This is a genomic window from Luteolibacter sp. Populi, from assembly GCF_040801775.1.
Classification (GTDB): Bacteria; Verrucomicrobiota; Verrucomicrobiia; order Verrucomicrobiales; family Akkermansiaceae; genus Haloferula.
The window spans coordinates 231,120-247,302 of record NZ_CP161812.1 but is presented as its reverse complement, the minus strand read 5'-3'; the positions used below and the strand labels follow the sequence as shown (position 1 = coordinate 247,302).

General features: G+C 63.1%; 14 protein-coding genes. 7 read left to right on the top strand and 7 right to left on the bottom strand.

Translation table 11 applies throughout. The features are described from left to right. Positions 1–13 precede the first annotated feature (13 nt). The 5 genes from eno to ABWK72_RS00890 all read right to left on the bottom strand — a co-directional run bounded on the left by eno (position 14) and on the right by ABWK72_RS00890 (position 5,192). Positions 14–1,309, bottom strand: a complete 1,296-nt coding sequence (gene eno / locus ABWK72_RS00910; RefSeq protein ID WP_367872894.1) for a phosphopyruvate hydratase — start codon at positions 1,307–1,309, stop codon at positions 14–16. Between the two features lie 196 nt (positions 1,310–1,505). Continuing rightward, complete coding sequence (locus tag ABWK72_RS00905; protein WP_367872893.1) at positions 1,506–3,341, bottom strand: GreA/GreB family elongation factor; 1,836 nt, start codon at positions 3,339–3,341, stop codon at positions 1,506–1,508. Between the two features lie 82 nt (positions 3,342–3,423). After that, on the bottom strand, positions 3,424–4,167 hold the full coding sequence (locus ABWK72_RS00900) for a S1C family serine protease (protein WP_367872892.1): 744 nt from the start codon (positions 4,165–4,167) through the stop codon (positions 3,424–3,426). A 10-nt stretch (positions 4,168–4,177) separates the two neighbouring features. Beyond that, entirely contained in the window at positions 4,178–4,672 is a 495-nt protein-coding gene (locus ABWK72_RS00895) for a hypothetical protein (protein WP_367872891.1), read from the bottom strand. Next, positions 4,659–5,192 (bottom strand): RNA polymerase sigma factor, encoded by a 534-nt coding sequence (locus ABWK72_RS00890; RefSeq protein WP_367872890.1) that lies wholly within the window; start codon positions 5,190–5,192, stop codon positions 4,659–4,661. Before ABWK72_RS00890 ends, ABWK72_RS00895 begins: the two co-directional genes overlap by 14 nt. Before the next feature lie 134 nt (positions 5,193–5,326). Here ABWK72_RS00890 and msrA point away from each other — a divergent pair, with 134 nt between their 5' ends. The 7 genes from msrA (at position 5,327) to ABWK72_RS00855 (ending at position 14,055) form a co-directional block, all read left to right on the top strand. Then, positions 5,327–5,956: a peptide-methionine (S)-S-oxide reductase MsrA gene (gene msrA, locus ABWK72_RS00885; RefSeq protein ID WP_367872889.1), complete on the top strand. Its 630-nt coding sequence runs from the start codon at positions 5,327–5,329 to the stop codon at positions 5,954–5,956. A gap of 139 nt (positions 5,957–6,095) precedes the next feature. Continuing rightward, complete coding sequence (locus ABWK72_RS00880) at positions 6,096–6,713, top strand: hypothetical protein (RefSeq protein ID WP_367872888.1); 618 nt, start codon at positions 6,096–6,098, stop codon at positions 6,711–6,713. Between the two features lie 79 nt (positions 6,714–6,792). After that, positions 6,793–8,496: an alpha-amylase gene (locus tag ABWK72_RS00875; protein ID WP_367872887.1), complete on the top strand. Its 1,704-nt coding sequence runs from the start codon at positions 6,793–6,795 to the stop codon at positions 8,494–8,496. Between the two features lie 127 nt (positions 8,497–8,623). After that, entirely contained in the window at positions 8,624–9,157 is a 534-nt protein-coding gene (locus ABWK72_RS00870) for a sigma-70 family RNA polymerase sigma factor (protein ID WP_367872886.1), read from the top strand. Continuing rightward, positions 9,154–10,710 (top strand): LamG-like jellyroll fold domain-containing protein, encoded by a 1,557-nt coding sequence (locus ABWK72_RS00865; RefSeq protein ID WP_367872885.1) that lies wholly within the window; start codon positions 9,154–9,156, stop codon positions 10,708–10,710. The genes ABWK72_RS00870 and ABWK72_RS00865 overlap by 4 nt, the downstream gene beginning before the upstream one ends. Positions 10,711–10,800: 90 nt before the next feature. Further along, on the top strand, positions 10,801–11,580 hold the full coding sequence (locus ABWK72_RS00860) for a LamG-like jellyroll fold domain-containing protein (protein ID WP_367872884.1): 780 nt from the start codon (positions 10,801–10,803) through the stop codon (positions 11,578–11,580). Positions 11,581–11,613: 33 nt separating this feature from the next. Further along, on the top strand, positions 11,614–14,055 hold the full coding sequence (locus ABWK72_RS00855; RefSeq protein ID WP_367872883.1) for a LamG-like jellyroll fold domain-containing protein: 2,442 nt from the start codon (positions 11,614–11,616) through the stop codon (positions 14,053–14,055). Between the two features lie 235 nt (positions 14,056–14,290). On the opposite strand, the gene ABWK72_RS00850 is transcribed toward ABWK72_RS00855, so the two are convergent. Together ABWK72_RS00850 and ABWK72_RS00845 are read right to left on the bottom strand one after the other, a co-directional pair. Further along, positions 14,291–14,983: an NAD-dependent deacylase gene (locus ABWK72_RS00850; RefSeq protein WP_367872882.1), complete on the bottom strand. Its 693-nt coding sequence runs from the start codon at positions 14,981–14,983 to the stop codon at positions 14,291–14,293. Further along, positions 14,984–16,099, bottom strand: a complete 1,116-nt coding sequence (locus ABWK72_RS00845; protein ID WP_367872880.1) for an aldo/keto reductase — start codon at positions 16,097–16,099, stop codon at positions 14,984–14,986. Between the last annotated feature and the right edge of the window lie 84 nt (positions 16,100–16,183).

Genomic DNA, 16,183 nt, shown 5'->3' with positions numbered 1-16,183 from the left:
ACAAGGCGGCCGCTTAGCGCAGCACCTTGATCTTGCCGACGCCGTAGACGGCATCCGCACCCAGCTCTTCCTCGATGCGGAGAAGCTGGTTGTACTTCGCGATTCTGTCGGAGCGGCTCATCGAGCCGGTCTTGATCTGGCCGCAATTGGTGGCGACCGCGATGTCCGCGATGGTGTTGTCCTCGGTCTCGCCGGAACGGTGGCTGAGCACGGCGGTGTAGCCGTTCTCCTTGGCCATTTCCACGGCGTCGAAGGTCTCCGTCAACGAGCCGATCTGGTTCACCTTCACCAGGATCGAGTTGGCGGTGCCGGTGGTGATGCCCTTCCAGAGGAACTCGACGTTGGTCACGAAGAGGTCGTCGCCGACGAGCTGCGTGGTGGCACCGAGCTTGTCGGTCAGGATCTTCCAGCCGGCCCAGTCGTTTTCGGCGCAGCCGTCTTCGATCGAGATGATCGGATACTTGGCCTGCAGGCTGGCGTAGTAGGCCACCAATTCCTCGGCGCTCTTCACCGACTTGTCGGATTTCTTGAAGACGTAGGCGTTTAGCTTGGCGTCCCAGAACTCGGAGGAAGCGACGTCGAGCGCGATGGCGATGTCCTCGCCGACCTTGTAGCCGGCCTTCTCGATGGCCTGGACGATCACGCTCAGGGCCTCATCGGCGGATGCGAGGTTCGGGGCGAAGCCGCCTTCGTCACCCACCGCGGTGGAAAGGCCACGGTCGTGCAGCACCTTCTTGAGTGCGTGGAAAACTTCCGCGCCGTAGCGCAGGCCTTCGCGGAAGGTTGGCGCGCCGATCGGCATGACCATGAATTCCTGGAAGTCGATCGGGGCATCCGAGTGCGCGCCGCCGTTGATGATGTTCATCATCGGCACCGGCAGGACCTTGGCATTCGGACCGCCGAGGTACTTGTAGAGCGGCACATCGAGCTGGATCGCGGCAGCCTTGGCCACGGCCATCGACACGCCGAGGATCGCATTCGCGCCGATGTCCTTCTTGTTCTTGGTGCCATCGATCGCGATCATCGCGCCGTCGATGGAGGCCTGATCGGTGGCCTTCATGCCGCTGAGGGCAGGTGCCAGCTTGGTGTTGATGTTGTCGACGGCCTTCAGGACGCCCTTGCCGAGATAGCGGGCCTTGTCGCCATCGCGCAATTCGTGGGCTTCGTGCTCGCCGGTGGAAGCGCCGCTGGGGACCGCGGCGCGACCGATGGCCCCGCCTTCGAGGTGCACGTCAACTTCGACAGTGGGATTGCCGCGGGAGTCGATGACCTCGCGGCCGCGGATTTCAACGATGGTGGTGTAGTCCATATAGGGAGAAAAAGTTCCAAGTTCTAAGTTCCAAATTCCAAAGGAAGGCGGGTGCCGCGGTTGCGGGGCGGAAGATTCAAACTCCAACCCGAAGTTTCAAATGCCAAAATCGGCATCGCAGCTCCAAGAGCCGCCTTTTCTCCGGCTGCTCCTTGGAACTTGGAACTTCTTACTTGGAACTTTTCCGCCCCGGCTCTCACGGATTGACCGCAGTGATCGACTGGACGGTGTAAGTGTGCGTGACCTCGGTGATCGGGTCACGGACTTGCACGCTATCGCCCGGCTTCTTGTGCAGCAGCGAGGCACCCAGTTCAGAGAGATAGGAGAGTTCGGCTTTCTCGGGATCGGAGTCCCACGCGCCGAGCACGGTGTAGGCGGCCTGCTTGCCATCCTCGGTGATCAGCTCGACATGGGTGCCGATGTTGACCATGGAAGGATCCACGCCCTTGAAATCGGTGCCGCGGGCGCGCGCGATGTCGCGCTGGAGTTCCGCCTTGCGGTTGCCGAGATACTTCTGCTGATCCTTGGAGGACTTGTATTCGAAGTTCTCGCGCAGGTCGCCGTAATCGCGGGCGATGGCGATGTCCTTGGTGTTTTGCGGGATCCGGTTGCGGATGATGTCGTCGAGCTCGGCCTTCTTCTTTTCCAAGCTGTGCCAGGAAACCACGAGCTCCTGCTCCTTCTTGGCACCGTGGCCGGCCACCAATTCACCGGTCTCCGGGCGCGCCTTGATCACCCGCGCCAGCAGCGACTTGCGGTCCAAGTCGCTGAAGACCGGGCACTCCATCAGGCGGCGGCCGAAATTACGGGCCTCGTTCACGTCCATGTGGCCGACGATGTCTCCCAGCAGGTTCTTGTCCTCGGAGAGCAAGGTCTGGAGGCGGGTCGTCTTGCGCGGCCCGTCGCTGAGGTGGTCGGTCTCAAGCAGGTTCAGGATGCAGGCCCCGACCTCGCCGCTGAAGACATTGGAAGCCGTGCCATTGCGCTCGCGACAGACCCAGATCAGGGCATCGGTGCCGAGCGAGCGGCGCGCCAGCGCGGAAATGAGATGGGTCTCGAGAATCTTGAGGTGGCCTCTCTCTTCCAGGAGCTTGGCGATTTCCGCCACACCGCGGGAGCCGACCTTGTCGAAAATGTGGGTCAGCACGTCCACCCAGCGGTCGCCGAAAGCATTCGGGAATTGCTCGTAGATCGCCCGCTGGCGGCCGGACGAGAGCGCGGTCAGCGCGTCCGACAGGCGGTTTTCCTCGGAGGCGAGCAGGTCCGACAAGCGCAGGGACTCCGGCGGGAGGTCGATGTCCTTGAAGGCCTTGATCAGTTCATCGCGTGCCGAGAGCAGTTCGAGGGCAGGCCCAAGCGCGATCCGCACGCTCTTGGCGGCAGACTCGTTGATCCCGACCAGCAAGCGCTGCAGGGCCTGCGGGTCCTGCCTGAAGAGACTCATATCGACGGTGATCGCTTCCAGCGCCTTCAACATCGTCCGGAGGTCGCGGGCCTGCTCGAAGTCGGAAACCAGCGCATCCGCCGGACTCAGGTCGCCGGCACGCAGGGAAAGCGGCTCGGTGCGCCGGGTCGGCACGATCACGCGCTTACTGTCCCGCAGGGCGCGCTTGGCGGCGTCCCACCACTTGCGGAAATCCGCAGCGGACACCACGCCACCGGTCAGTTCGCGCTCCAGCGCGTCCACCGACATGGTCCCCCCGTGGCTTTCCAAAAGATGAATGACCAGCGCCACGGAATCGGACTTCGCCAGCGCGCGGAGTTCTTCGAGCTGTTCGACCTTCTTCGCGCGGAAGTCGCCGTTGTCGAGAGGTTCGGTCCGTTGGATCGCGAACTGCAGGTCCATTACTTGGCCCGTGCTCTGCTCGAAGTCGATCGTGACCTTTTTTGCAGGAAGATCCCAATCAATGACCTTGCCCGCTCCCCAAGCCTTGTGAAGGCAGAACTTTCCGGGAGCAAGTTGGTCGAGACGCCCCGCGACGGCTTGATTGATTCTTCCGGCGTCGAGCAATTTCGCCAAATCTGAATGCATGCCGGGACAAAATGGAAAGCGTCACCGAAAAACGCAAGGCACTTCCGGACCATTTCACTTTCCCTCACTTCCCGGGACCCGCTTATTCGGCCACCGCCATGCGCTGGCGGGGCGGCCGGGGGCTGGCATTCCCTTGGATAACGTGGCTAAGACTGCGCTCCAGAGCACCCACCCGGACCCGCCAGGGCTCCGGAACCAAGGCGACACCTTTTTCATCAGTCACCGGGCCATGGTAGATTTCGGAGCCCGAAGTTGAAACAATCATCACCTCCAAAGCACCCCCGGAACGGGTCAGGATGGCCTTGCCGTCCGGCTGTTCGATCTCGGCAGTGCTTTGCGTGAGCACCTTCATCGGCATGTCGGGCATCGGCTTCTTCGGCTGCGCGGAATCCGCGACGACGGGTTTTGCCTGCAGCAGTTGCTCCGGAATCCGGCCCAAGGTCACGGCGATCTCGAGCGCCTTCCCGGAGCGGTAGATGCCGAGCTTCACCTCCTCGCCCTCCTTGCGGAGACGGAGCAGGGTGAGAAACTGGGCCTTGTTGACGATCCACTGGTCGCCCATTTTCCACAAGAGATCATAGGGCTTGATCCCGGCCTTCTCCGCAGGCCCGCCGGGCTCGACGGTGCTGACAACGAAGCCGATGCCCTGCGGCAGATCGGGAACCTGGGCACGGATCGCTTCGTCCAGATCCCCCACGGTCAAGCCCAGCCACGGCGTGGCGATGCCACCGGCAGCCGGCAGGCCGGGAACCATTACCCGTGGACGCACCTCCTGCCCGGCGGCTAAACCGGCAATCGCGAAGAGGAGCAGGGCGGCGAGCTTCATCGATGGAAATTCAGAATGCATTGTCTGGCAGCAGGCGCGTGTCCTCGCCATACTGTTTCACCTTCACTTCGAGGCCGGTGAGCATGTCCTTCACCTGCTCCTGGTTCACGTAGGTGACGCGGCAGGCGCGGCGTGGCACACCGTTGGACTCCGACATCCAGCCCTCGGGCTCGGCGAAATCAACGATCTCGCTGCGGGCATGGGAAACCACGACCTCCCCGGCACTTGCCGGGATTGCAGGAGTCTTTGGCAGCGTTTCCTCCTGTGTCAGGGCACCGCTTCCACCACCCGGCAGTTGAAAAGCCAGCGCGACCGCAGCCGCAGCAGCACCGATCCCGCCAGCCCAGCCCCAAGGGCGGCGGCGCGGTTCCGGCAACTCCGCCACCGGCACTTCCCCGGCGGCGAGGCTGTCGATCAGGTCGTCCAGCGAGCGCTGGCCCTGCTCGCTGATGGCGGAGGGGACCAATGCGGCCAGTGCCTTTTCGATATCCTCAGGCGATTCCATGGCGTTCTTCCTTCAGGCGGCGCATGTCCTGCGCCAGTTGTTCGAGCGCGTAGCGGTAGCGCGACGCGGCAGTGTTCTGGGAAATGGCGAGAGCCTCGGAGATCTGCGCAAAGGTCAGGCCACCCCAGATTTTCATGGTGACCACCTCGCGCAGCTTCGGGCTGAGTTTCTGGACGGCGTCGCGGAGGCGGACGGCGTCCTCGTCGTCCTCCACCGAGGGGTCCAGCCAGACATCGGTGAAGTCGTTCAGGTAAATGATCGATTCCTCCCGCTTGCGGCGGCGGCTCTCGGAACGGTGGTGATTCAGGCCGCAAAATCGGATCGTCGAGAAGGCCAGCGGCAGGTCGGGGACTCCCCCGCCCTTGTCCTGCTGATAGTTCCAGAGGCGCAGGACCGCCTCTTGGACCAGGTCCTGGGCATCTTCCCGGCTCGGAGCCCAGCCGCGTGCAAACAGGAGAAGCCGGGGACCGAACTCGGCCACCCAAGCTTTCCATGCCGCGGATACACAGACCTTCATCATCCGGTGAGAAAATGCCTCGTCGGCGTCCGTTTGTCTGCAAAATCTTCCGCGACCGTCCCTTTACCCCGGAAGTATCCCGTATAAGCTCTGCCGGGCCGGGGGGAATATGCCTCACGACCGCCGCTCCCACCGCCATGAAACGCCGTAACCTGCTCTCGCTGCTGCTCCTGCTCCCAACTCTTGCTTCCTGCGAACCCGAAAAAGCCATGCCTGCCGACGCCAAGAATCCCGCCCCGATGCCGAAAATCCCCGAAGGTGCCGAGACGATTACCCTCGGGGCCGGCTGTTTCTGGTGCATCGAGGCCGCCTTCCGCCGCTTCGAAGGCGTCTATTCCGCGACTTCCGGCTACATGGGCGGCACTATGGCCAATCCCACCTACGAGCAGGTCTGCGACGGCAGCACCGGCCACGCCGAGGTGGTCCAGGTCGTCTTCGACCCGAAGAAAATCACGCCGGAGAAGGTCCTTACCTGGTTCTGGGACCTCCACGACCCGACCACCCTCAACCGCCAGGGTGCCGACAGTGGGACCCAGTATCGCTCGGCCATCTTCTACCACACGGACGCCCAGAAAACCCTCGCCGAAGCCTCCAAGAAGGCGGCCCAAGCCAACTTCAAGGACCCGATCGTCACCGAGATCACCAAGGCCGGCACCTTCTACCCGGCGGAGAACTACCACCAGGACTACTACTTCCAGAACAAATCCAACGGCTACTGCCGCATGGTCATCGAGCCGAAGCTCAAGAAGCTCAAGCTGGACCACTGAGGCACAGCCGAAGTTCCAAGGGAGAAGTGCCAAGTTTCAAGAGAGGCAGGAAGTCCGCTTCCTGCCTTTTCTTTTTCACCCGCAATGCCTTGGAACTTGGCACTTTTCACTTGGATCTTGGGAGCTTTAGCTCGGCCTCATGTCTAAATACGCCGGTGAGCAAGTCCTAGTCGTCCCCCGCCCCCTCTTTGACGCCATCGGCTCCTTCCAAGGCATCCGCACCGACGGGATGGACGCGGCGATGGCCAGGCTGCTGGATCCGGAGAACCACTTCTTCATGGACCGCGCCGAGGCCGAGGCGGACCCGACCCACAAGCAGCTCATCCCCTATTGCCTGATCCGCTGCGGGACCTCGATCCTGACCTACACCCGCGGCAAGTCGGGTGGCGAGGACCGCCTCCACGCCCAACGCTCGGTCGGCGTCGGCGGCCATATCAATCCCGTCGATACCGGCAACGGCCGCACCGGCCCCGATGCCTATCAGGCCGCCGTCGAACGCGAGCTTGATGAAGAACTCATCTTCGACACCGCCCACACCAACCGCATCGCCGCCCTTTTGAATGACGACAGCAACGAGGTCGGCCGGGTGCATCTCGGCATCGTCCACGTCATCGATGTGGAGAATACCCGCATCACCGCGCGCGAGGACGCCTTGGCGAATCTGGAGTTCATCGAGCTCGCCGAGCTTCAAGGGCCGCTCTTGCCGCACTTGGAAACCTGGTCCCAGCATGTGATCCGGGATATCGCGAACCTCTAGCTCAAAGTTTCTGCGCCAATATCGCCCCCAGTCAGATTCTTATCGTCTCCCGCAGGCGGATTCGCTATCCCGGCAAGGCATGGGCACTGCCTTTCGCAAGTTGAAGGAGAAGTTCCGCGCGGTGTCGCCACGACACGGGTGGGCGGTCGGACACCTTCAAAGCTGGCTTGACGAACACGCCGCGGAAGTCGCCGCCACCAAGCCCGACGCCGAATTCAACGGCACCATGCTGCAGGGCTTCCATTGGTATAGCGATGGCGATGGCAAGCACTGGACCCGCCTGCAAGACCTCGCGCCAACCCTTGCCGCGGCCGGCTTCAGCGGCATCTGGTTCCCGCCCGCCACCAAGGCCATGGGCGGGCAGCAGGATGTCGGCTACGGCATCTACGACCTCTTCGATCTCGGCGAGTTCGTCCAAGGTGCGACGCCCAATCCCACGGGAGAACGCCGAACCAAGTACGGCACCCGCGACGAATACGTCGCCGCCGTGAAGGCCTGCCAGGACAACGGCATCCAAGTCTACGCCGATGTCGTCTTCAACCACAAGATGGGTGGCGAATTCGAGGAGGAGTTCGAGGCAATCCCTTTCGACCCCGCCGACCGCAACCGGCCCTTGGGCGAAGCGGCCTTGATCAAGTCCTACACCGGCTTCGACTTCCCGGACCGCAACGGGGCCTACTCCACGATGAAGTGGCGCTGGCAGCACTTCGGAGCAGTGGACTACAACAGCCTCAATCCCGGCTTCAGGGCGATCTGGAGGAAGAAGGACAAGCCCTTCAACGACGAGGTTGATCTGGAAAACGGCAACTACGATTTCCTGATGGGCTGCGATCTGGATGTTGATCATCCCGAGGTCCTCGGCGAGTTGAAACATTGGGGCGAGTGGATGCTCGAAACCGCGCCGATCAGCGGCTTCCGCCTGGATGCCATCAAGCACATCGAAGGCGATTTCTTCAACGAGTGGCTCGACCATCTCGAGGCCGCGGCCGGTCGGGATCTCTTCTGCGTCGGCGAATACTGGACGCCCAAAATCGACACCCTGAGCTGGTACATCGGGAACACCGGAGGCCGGCTCAATCTCTTCGACGCGCCGCTTCAGAACAACTTCCACCAAGCGAGCAAATCCGGCGGGAACTACGACATGGGCCGCATCCTGGACGGAACCCTGATGAAGGAATTTCCCCTGCACGCGGTCACGCTGGTGGAGAACCACGACACCCAGCCGCTGCAAGCCCTCGAAGCGGTCGTGGAGTCATGGTTCAAGCCGCTGGCCTACGCCATCATCCTGCTTCGGTCGGAAGGATATCCCTGCGTGTTCTGGGCCGACTACTTCGGAGCCGAATACACCGGCACGGGGCGGGATGGCAGCGGGCACCACATCGTCCTCGAGTCCCACAAGCGGATCATCGACCTGTTATTGCTGGCCCGCATTCACTTCGCCCACGGCGCTCAGTACAGTTACCTCGATCACTTCAATACCATCGGCTGGACGCGGCTGGGCACCGAACGGCATCCGCGGGCGATGGCGGTAGTTCTCAGCCAAGGCCCCGCCGGCTCGAAATGGATGGAAGTCGGGAAACCGGACATGGAGTTTGAGGATATCACGGGACAGGTCCCGGAGCCGGTCCGCACCAACGAATTCGGCTGGGCGGAGTTCCGATGCAACGGCGGATCGGTCTCGGTCTGGGTGGAGAGCCATCCCGAACTCGCGGGCCTGCTTGCCGCCCGAGATGGCAGGGAACGATCTCCGGGCGGTCCGGCTTATGGCGGCACCCCCATGTAAAACGGTGTTCTTTGGAGACTTCCGGCCATCCCCAGCCGGACCTTTCGGAGAAAGGTCCCTGCCTGGTCGAAAAAAACCCCCTCGGGATGCTAACCATCCGGCAATTCCGGTATTCCTAGGAGGAGCCATGGACGCCGACCCGGACATCCCCTTTGTGAAATTGCTGACGGAGCACCAGACGGTGATCTGCTCCTTCGTGATTTCCCTGCTGCCGGGAGCGCCGGGAGTGGATGACGTGATCCAGGAAACCAACGCACTGCTCTGGACCAAGCGCAGCCAGTTCGAGATGGGCACGAATTTCCGGGCATGGGCGCTGACGATCGCGCGCTTCCAGGTGATGGCCCATTTGCGGGTCCTGAGGCAGAAGCGCTGGGTCACCCTGGACAGCGACGTGGCCGAACTGCTGGCGGATGAATTGGAAGACCAGCCCGATCCCGAATTCACCGAGCGCCGGATCGAAGCGCTGGCGCTATGCCTCGGCAAGCTGCGCCCGGAAGACCGGGATCTGCTGGTGCAGCGCTACTGGAGCAAGATCCGCCTCCAGGATTTCGCGGTCAGCCGCGGTCGCTCGCTCAGCGGGCTGAAGGTGCAACTCTTCCGGCTCCGCGCCGCATTGAAACGCTGCATCGAGGACCGGGTCGGCCGGGAGTGCCTGCCATGAATTCCCGTCGTTCCATTCCCCGCCGCCTCGAGCAAGTCCTACAGGATCTGGAAGACGGCTCGCTGAGCGCGGAGGATCATTGGTGGCTGATGTCGCAATTGCGGGAACGTCCGGAGGTCCGCCGTGCCTACCGCGAGCACATGGCATTCGCCGCTGGCCTGCACCGGATGGCGGAAGCCTACGCCCCGACGCAGGAAGATCCCGCCCACCATCTCCCGCCGTCCCGCTGGCAGCGGATATCGCGTAAACCTTTGCTCGCGGCGGCAGCCCTGGTCGCGCTGCTGGCAATCGCCGGAAGCCTCATCGCAATCCGCGCCGGACGCTTGCCCCCGGTAACCGTGACAGCCGGTGCGGAAGCCCTCTGGGAATTCACTTCCGGCGGCATTGGCGCGGACGGGGAATTCCTTCCCGGCACCCGTTTGCTCGTGGACCGCGGTAGCTTGGAAATCGTCACGCGGACCCAAACCCGCATGTTCATCGAGGGGCCCGCCGTTCTCGAAATCAACGATCCCAAGCGCGTGAGCATCTCCAGCGGCAAGGCTTGGTTTCAAGCCGGGCCGGGCGACAAGGACTTCACGGTGCTCACCGAACGGCTGCGGACGAATGGATCCGGCACCCGCTTCGGCGTGGCGGTTTCGACCGCCGGCGACCGGATCCAGGTGGAATCCGGGGAGCTCCAGGTGGAGTCCAAGCTTCCCGGCATCCCCACCACCACCCTGCACGCGGGACAAGCCGTCACCGCCGATCTGGTCGGCCGCTCGACCCCGGCACCCATGGACCCGGGCTTGTTCCTGGACGACCTGCCCAAGGAAACCGCATCCATCCACTGGAGTTTCGATGAGGAACGCAACGGCGCTTTCCCGGCCGCCGCCGATGGCTTGGACACAGCCGCCATCCGGGTTTCCGGCCTTGGCGATGCCAAGGTAAAGCCGCAACTGACCGCAGGCGTTTTCGGTTCCGGGCTCGATCTAACAGCAGGCGATTCCTTCGCCGAAAGCGACTTTCCCGGCATCTCGGGCAGCGGTCCCAGGTCGGTTGCATTCTGGTTCAAAGGGAAGCCGATCCCGCGGCGCGAGACGGCCACCTTCGTCGGCTACACCCCCTCGGTGGTGACGTGGGGAGACGATGCTATCGAGGGCGGCAGTTGGACCGTCCGCGCCCACTGCATCAGCGGCGTCATCGGCACCCAATGGGGCGGCAACGGCTGGACGACCGCCGGCAAACTCGCCACCCAGGGAGTCCTCGACGGCAGATGGCACCACATCGCCAGCGTCTTCACCGGCGAGGTCACCGGAACCGGTGAACTGGAGGTCCGCCACTACATCGACGGCCGCCGCGTCTACACCACCCAAGCGATCATGGGGGTCGGCATCGATACCCGGGTCGGCGAAACGGCATCGACCAAGCTAAGGATCGCCTACGACGGTCGAATTCCAAGTGGCCCGGGCAATGTTCCGGTGATGATCGATGAACTGTTCATCGTTCGCGGCGCTCTAACAGATGCCCAGGTCAAGATCCTGTGCCTGGAGAACCGGATCTCCCAGCGCGAGTGAGCGGGATGAGATTTTGCGAGAAATCCTGCTAACCGTTTGCCGGTTTCCGCATTCCCTAGTGCCGGCGCGCCCAAAGCCGGGACCCAACCCATGAAACCCATCCTCCCCGGCCTGTTGGCCGTGCTCTCGTTCGCGCCGCTTCATGCAGCCGTCTTCGCCCACTACAGCTTCGACACCGACTATTCGGATTCTTCCGGAAATGGCCGCAATGGCACGCTGACCGATGTCGGCACCCTCGGCAACAGCGGCATCGTCAGCACCGTGGGCAGCTACGCCTTCGGCGGCGGCGCGGTGAGTTTCAGCGCGGAGCGCGACTATGTCGGAGTGCCCCTCGCCTCCTTCGCTTCCGGCACGCCCTACACCTTCTCCTTCTGGGCCCGGAAGACCTCGGGAGATACCGGCCAAGCTGCCGACTACGACATGGTGATCGGAGACCGCAACTCGTCCAATTTTTTCATCGCCCTGAACGATCAGACCGGCACCGGCCTGCGCTGGCGCAGTTCGTCCAATACCGCCGATCGACAGGCCGACTTCACGACGACCAAGGATTACCTCTGGCACCAATATGCCGTCGTCGCCTCCGGCACCACCATCTCGCTCTACATGGATGGCGTGTTCGTCGCATCGGATCTGAACAATCTAACCGGCTTCCAGTGGGACACGATCGGGGAGGCTTATCCGAATTCGAACGACTTCGATTTCAACGGCCAGATCGACGAAATGTGGATCTTCAATGAAGCCCTCGACGCCACCGCCGTCTCGAATCTCTACACCTACAATTCGACCGTGCCGGAGCCGTCTTCCCTGCTGCTCTCCGCCGCCGGCCTCGCGATGGCATTCCGCCGCCGCTCCCGCAAAAGCTCGATCTAACAGTCCCGACTCAACCCAAGCCCTCGCCCATCCGTGATCCCGCGTCTCCTACCAATCGCCTCCCTGCTCCTCGCCCTGCCCGCCACCGCCGGCGTCTGGGCCCATTACTCCTTCGATGCCGATTTCAATGACGTTTCCGGCAACGCCCGGCACGGCACCCTGACCGATAATGGCATCGCGGGAAACAGCGGGATCATCAGCACGCCCGGCGACTTCAAGTTCGGCAACGGGGCGATGAACTTCCATGCGGATCGCGACTACATCGCGATCCCCTCGAAGACCTTCGGCTCCGGCAGCGCCTACACCATCGCCTTCTGGGCGAGGAAGTCAGATGGCGATACCGATGGTGCCAGCGAGTGGGATATGGTGATCGGCCAGCGCGACAACACGAACTTCTTCATCGCGCTCAACGACGAGAGCGGCACCGGGTTGCGCTGGCGCAGTTTGGACAGCAGCCTGGCCCGCCAGGCCGACTTCGCGGTGACCAAGGACTACGAATGGCACCACTACGCCGTGGTCGCCTCCGGCACGACCATCACGCTGTATGTGGACGGCGTGCTCTTCGGTAGCGCCACCGGCAAGCAAACCGGCTTCATCCTGGATACCATCGGCGAAGCCTACTCGACCGCCAACGACTTCGACTTCAACGGGCAACTCGATGAAGTGTGGGTCTTCGACGAGGCGCTCGGCGCGGGCGCGGTGACCTCCCTCTTCCAGTCCAACGATCCCGATGCCGCACCGGCCTATGCCGGCTTCCATTATCGTTTCGATGGCGATTTCAACGACAGCGGCAGCGCTGCGAACCACGGCACGGCCCTCGGCACAGCGGCGATCACGACCGAACCTTCCCAGATCGTGACCGGCTCCGGTGCCCTCTCCCTCGATGGGGCGGACGCCTCGCTGGTCACTCTCACGGCCCCGGGCACCTACAGCGCCGTCCAACCTTGGTCCGCGACCTGGTGGGCGCGGCGGGATGCGATCGGCACGGACCACGGGATGGTCATGGGCAGGGCCGACAACAACTCCGATTTCATCTGGCTGAACGACGCCTTCACCGGCCTGCGCTTCCGCTCTTCGACCGGTGCCAACCTCGACTTCACCGTCGCCAAGGACAGCGACCTCCACCACTACGCGCTGGTCGCGGACGGCGCCGGCAGCCTCGCGCTATACGTGGACGGGCAACCCTCCGCGACCCTTTCGGGCAATACCGCCTTCAGCATCGATAGCATCGGCAAGGCCTACCCGACCACGTCGCTTCACTACAATTTCCAAGGCACTCTTGACGAGATCCACCTCGTCCCTGCCGCGTTTGATGCGGCACAGGTCGGCAATCTCTACGAGCAGGAGAAGCCGGAGACGGTCCCCTCTTCCGTCACGCGGATCCGCATCGTCCTGCTCGCGGGTCAATCGAATGCCGATGGCCGGGCTCCTTCCAGTGACCTGCCCGCCGCGCTCCAGACCCCACAGTCCGATGTCGAATTCTACCACCGGGTCGAAGGCGGCACTGGTGCCCTGACTACCCTCCGTCCCGGACTCAGCGAGACCTCGCAATTCGGCCCCGAGATCGTACTCGGCAGCCGCTTGGCCGATCTCTACTCCCACGAAGCCGGCACCCGTGTCGCCATCATCAAGTATGCGAATGGCGGCACCGATCTGAAGACCCAGTGGAAGGGCGGCGGCACCGCCACCACCACCGGCGACGGTCCCGAATACGTCACCTTCCAGCAGACCGTGACCGCGGGGCGTGCCGCACTCGCCGCGAAGTACCCGCTCGCCACACTCGATCTGGACTCGATGGTCTGGCTGCAGGGCGAGACCGATGCAGTGGCCGCTTCCGCGAGTCTCTATCAGGCGAACCTCACCAACTTCATCGCGGATGTGCGCGCCACTTACGGGGCTTCCCTGCCCTTCGTGATCGCCCGCCTCTCCAGCCAGCAGACAGCGCTTGATGCCGCGTCCCTGAATCTCGTCCGGGCGGCGCAGGATGCCGTCGCCGCCGCCGACCGGCGGACCGCGATCTTCAGCACCGATGGCTTCGGCATGAATGGCGACAACCTTCACTTCAATGCGAGCGCCCAACAGGCAGTCGGCAGCGCCTTCGCGGAAGAGACGGCTTACTACAAGTGGATGACCGATACCTTCTCCGCCGCGGAAATCAATGCAGGCCGCGGCGAACCCGACGCCGACCTCGATGGCGACGGTCAATCGAACCGCTCAGAATTCCTCGGTGCCAGCAATCCCTCATCCGGAAGCTCCCGCTTCATGGCCTCCGTAACCCGCACCGGTCCGGCCAGCGGGACGATCTCCTATCCGTCTTCCTCATCCCGGCTCTATGCCGTGGAGCGCTTCATCGAGGAAAGCGGCCTATGGGAACTAGCCCTCCCCTACCTCCAGGGCTTGGAAGGCACCACCAACCGCCCGCTCAACTCGCCGGCCCCAAGAGGAATCTACCGCGTGAGTTCGAAGCTACCGTGACCCCTCACGGACGGCTCTTCCCCTGGGAGCGCGGAGCCACCGGCCCGCAGAAGCAACCCTTACCACCCGCCAGCTCACGCGGCCCGTGCAGACCCCACCGTCGCTCTACTGCCTGCCCCCCGGGACCGCGGAGCCTCCGGCCCGCAGCATGGTCCCTTGATGCGGTCAGTTCACGGTGTACGCATGGACCCCGCCGTCGCTTTCCTGCCAGCCATCCCAACCGCCAGAAATCCCCTCACCTACCCGCAAACCTCGCCACCCACCGCGGAACAGTCTCCGATGCCGGCCCGCGCAGCACCTCATCGAAGCTCTCGGACTTCGCCGTTTCGGTCGCGTTGATCTCGACCGTGTGAGCACCATAGACCTTCGCCTTCGCGCCGAACCTTGAAGCCGGCTCGACCAGGCCCGAAGTCCCGATCGCCGCAAACACTTCCGCCCGTTGCAGCGCCTCGTAACTCCGCTCCAGCCCGTGCGGCACCTCGCCGAACCATACGATATCCGGCCGCATCCCCATCTCGCGCCCGCACTTCGCGCAGTGGTCTTCCGCACTCAGATCAACATCGCAGGGCGTGGTCTGTTCGCACCAGGTGCAGCGCTTCTTGAGCAACTCGCCGTGTATGTGGATCAGCCGCTTGCTGCCGGCACGCTCGTGAAGATCATCCACGTTCTGCGTCACTAAAAGAAAGTCGTCCCCGAATTTCTGCTCCAGCTCCGCCAGGGCAAAGTGCGCGGCATTCGGCGTCACCTCCGCCAATTGCCGGCGGCGCTGGTTGTAAAAGCGGTTCACCAATTCCGGATTGCGGCCGAAGCCGGTCCGGGTCGCGACCTGGTTGACCGAGAGCCCTTCCCAGAGTCCGTCCGAGTCACGGAAAGTCCTGATCCCGGACTCCGCGGAAATCCCGGCACCAGTGAGGACCACGACCTTCATTCACCAGTTATCCCCCAGCCCAAGCCTCCCCGCCAACTCTAACAAATCCTCGCGCATCGGCCACTCGTCCGGACGCTCGCTGGTCTGGTGACGCTTGCTCGCACCCTTCAAGGTCATGCAGCCCGTGTTATCCCCGATCTGCCGGACCATCTCCACTTCCTCCGCGGAGAAACGCACATCCGGCAGCGAGGCCAAGTCGCGGATCTGATCATCGATCGAACGCGCATTATCACCCGCCTCCTGGATGAAGGTCGGTACCACGCTCTCCACGGCCGGCTGGCTGAGATTCCAGATCGCGGCGAATTGGATCAAACTAAGCCCGTGCTTCTCCGCGATCGGCTTCATCCGCTCGATCTTGTCCAGACCGTGATCCACCCAACCCTCGGCGCGATAGGAGCGATGGTCGCCGGGCTTGAATTCGTGGCCCTTCTTCATGTCGCCATGGAAAAGACCGCCGTAATCGGCCACGCGGGTCAGCACCTTCACCCCGTGCTTCTCGCACACCGGCAGCACATGACAAGACGGCCAGGGCTCCAGCGGATTGAGAATCAGCATCGCCCAATCGATGTCCTTCCCGTGGCGTTCGATGCAGTCGATGATATCGAGTGAAAAGCCATTCGCCGGCCCCGGCGCAAGGCCCAGTCGCTCGGCCATGCCCTCGGACTTGAGTGCCCGCAGGCCGTCCCAAACCGCATCGCTGGTATAGCCGGTCTCATCCGGATTGTGCAGCATCAGCAGGTCGAAGCGGTCGGTGCGGCAGCGCTCCAGCGACTTCTCGCAGGCCTTGCGCAAGTAATCCCGGTAATGGCTGGGCTGGTGAAGTTCCGGATCGGTGAAGCGCGGGTAGCCCTTCGCCCCCTGGCGCTGGCCCTCGTAGAAATCGTGGCCAAGCATGCCCACCAGGCAATATTCCTCGCGCGGCTTGTCCGCCAAAGCCTGACCCAGCAGCTCGTCCGCCTTGCCATTCCCGTAGACGTCAGCCGTCACAAAGGTCCGGATGCCCGCATCCCAAGCCGTGGCAATACAGGCCAGGAAGCGCTCCTCGGAAAGTGTCTCGCCGAAGTGCATGAAGCGCCCGCCGCTCCAAGTGCCGTATGCCGTCGTAGTCAGATCCATGGGGGGAATCTAAGAGCGTGGGGGTCTGCGGGTCAACACGAGGTAAAAATGACGAATGCCGAATTCCCGAATGACGAATGAAAA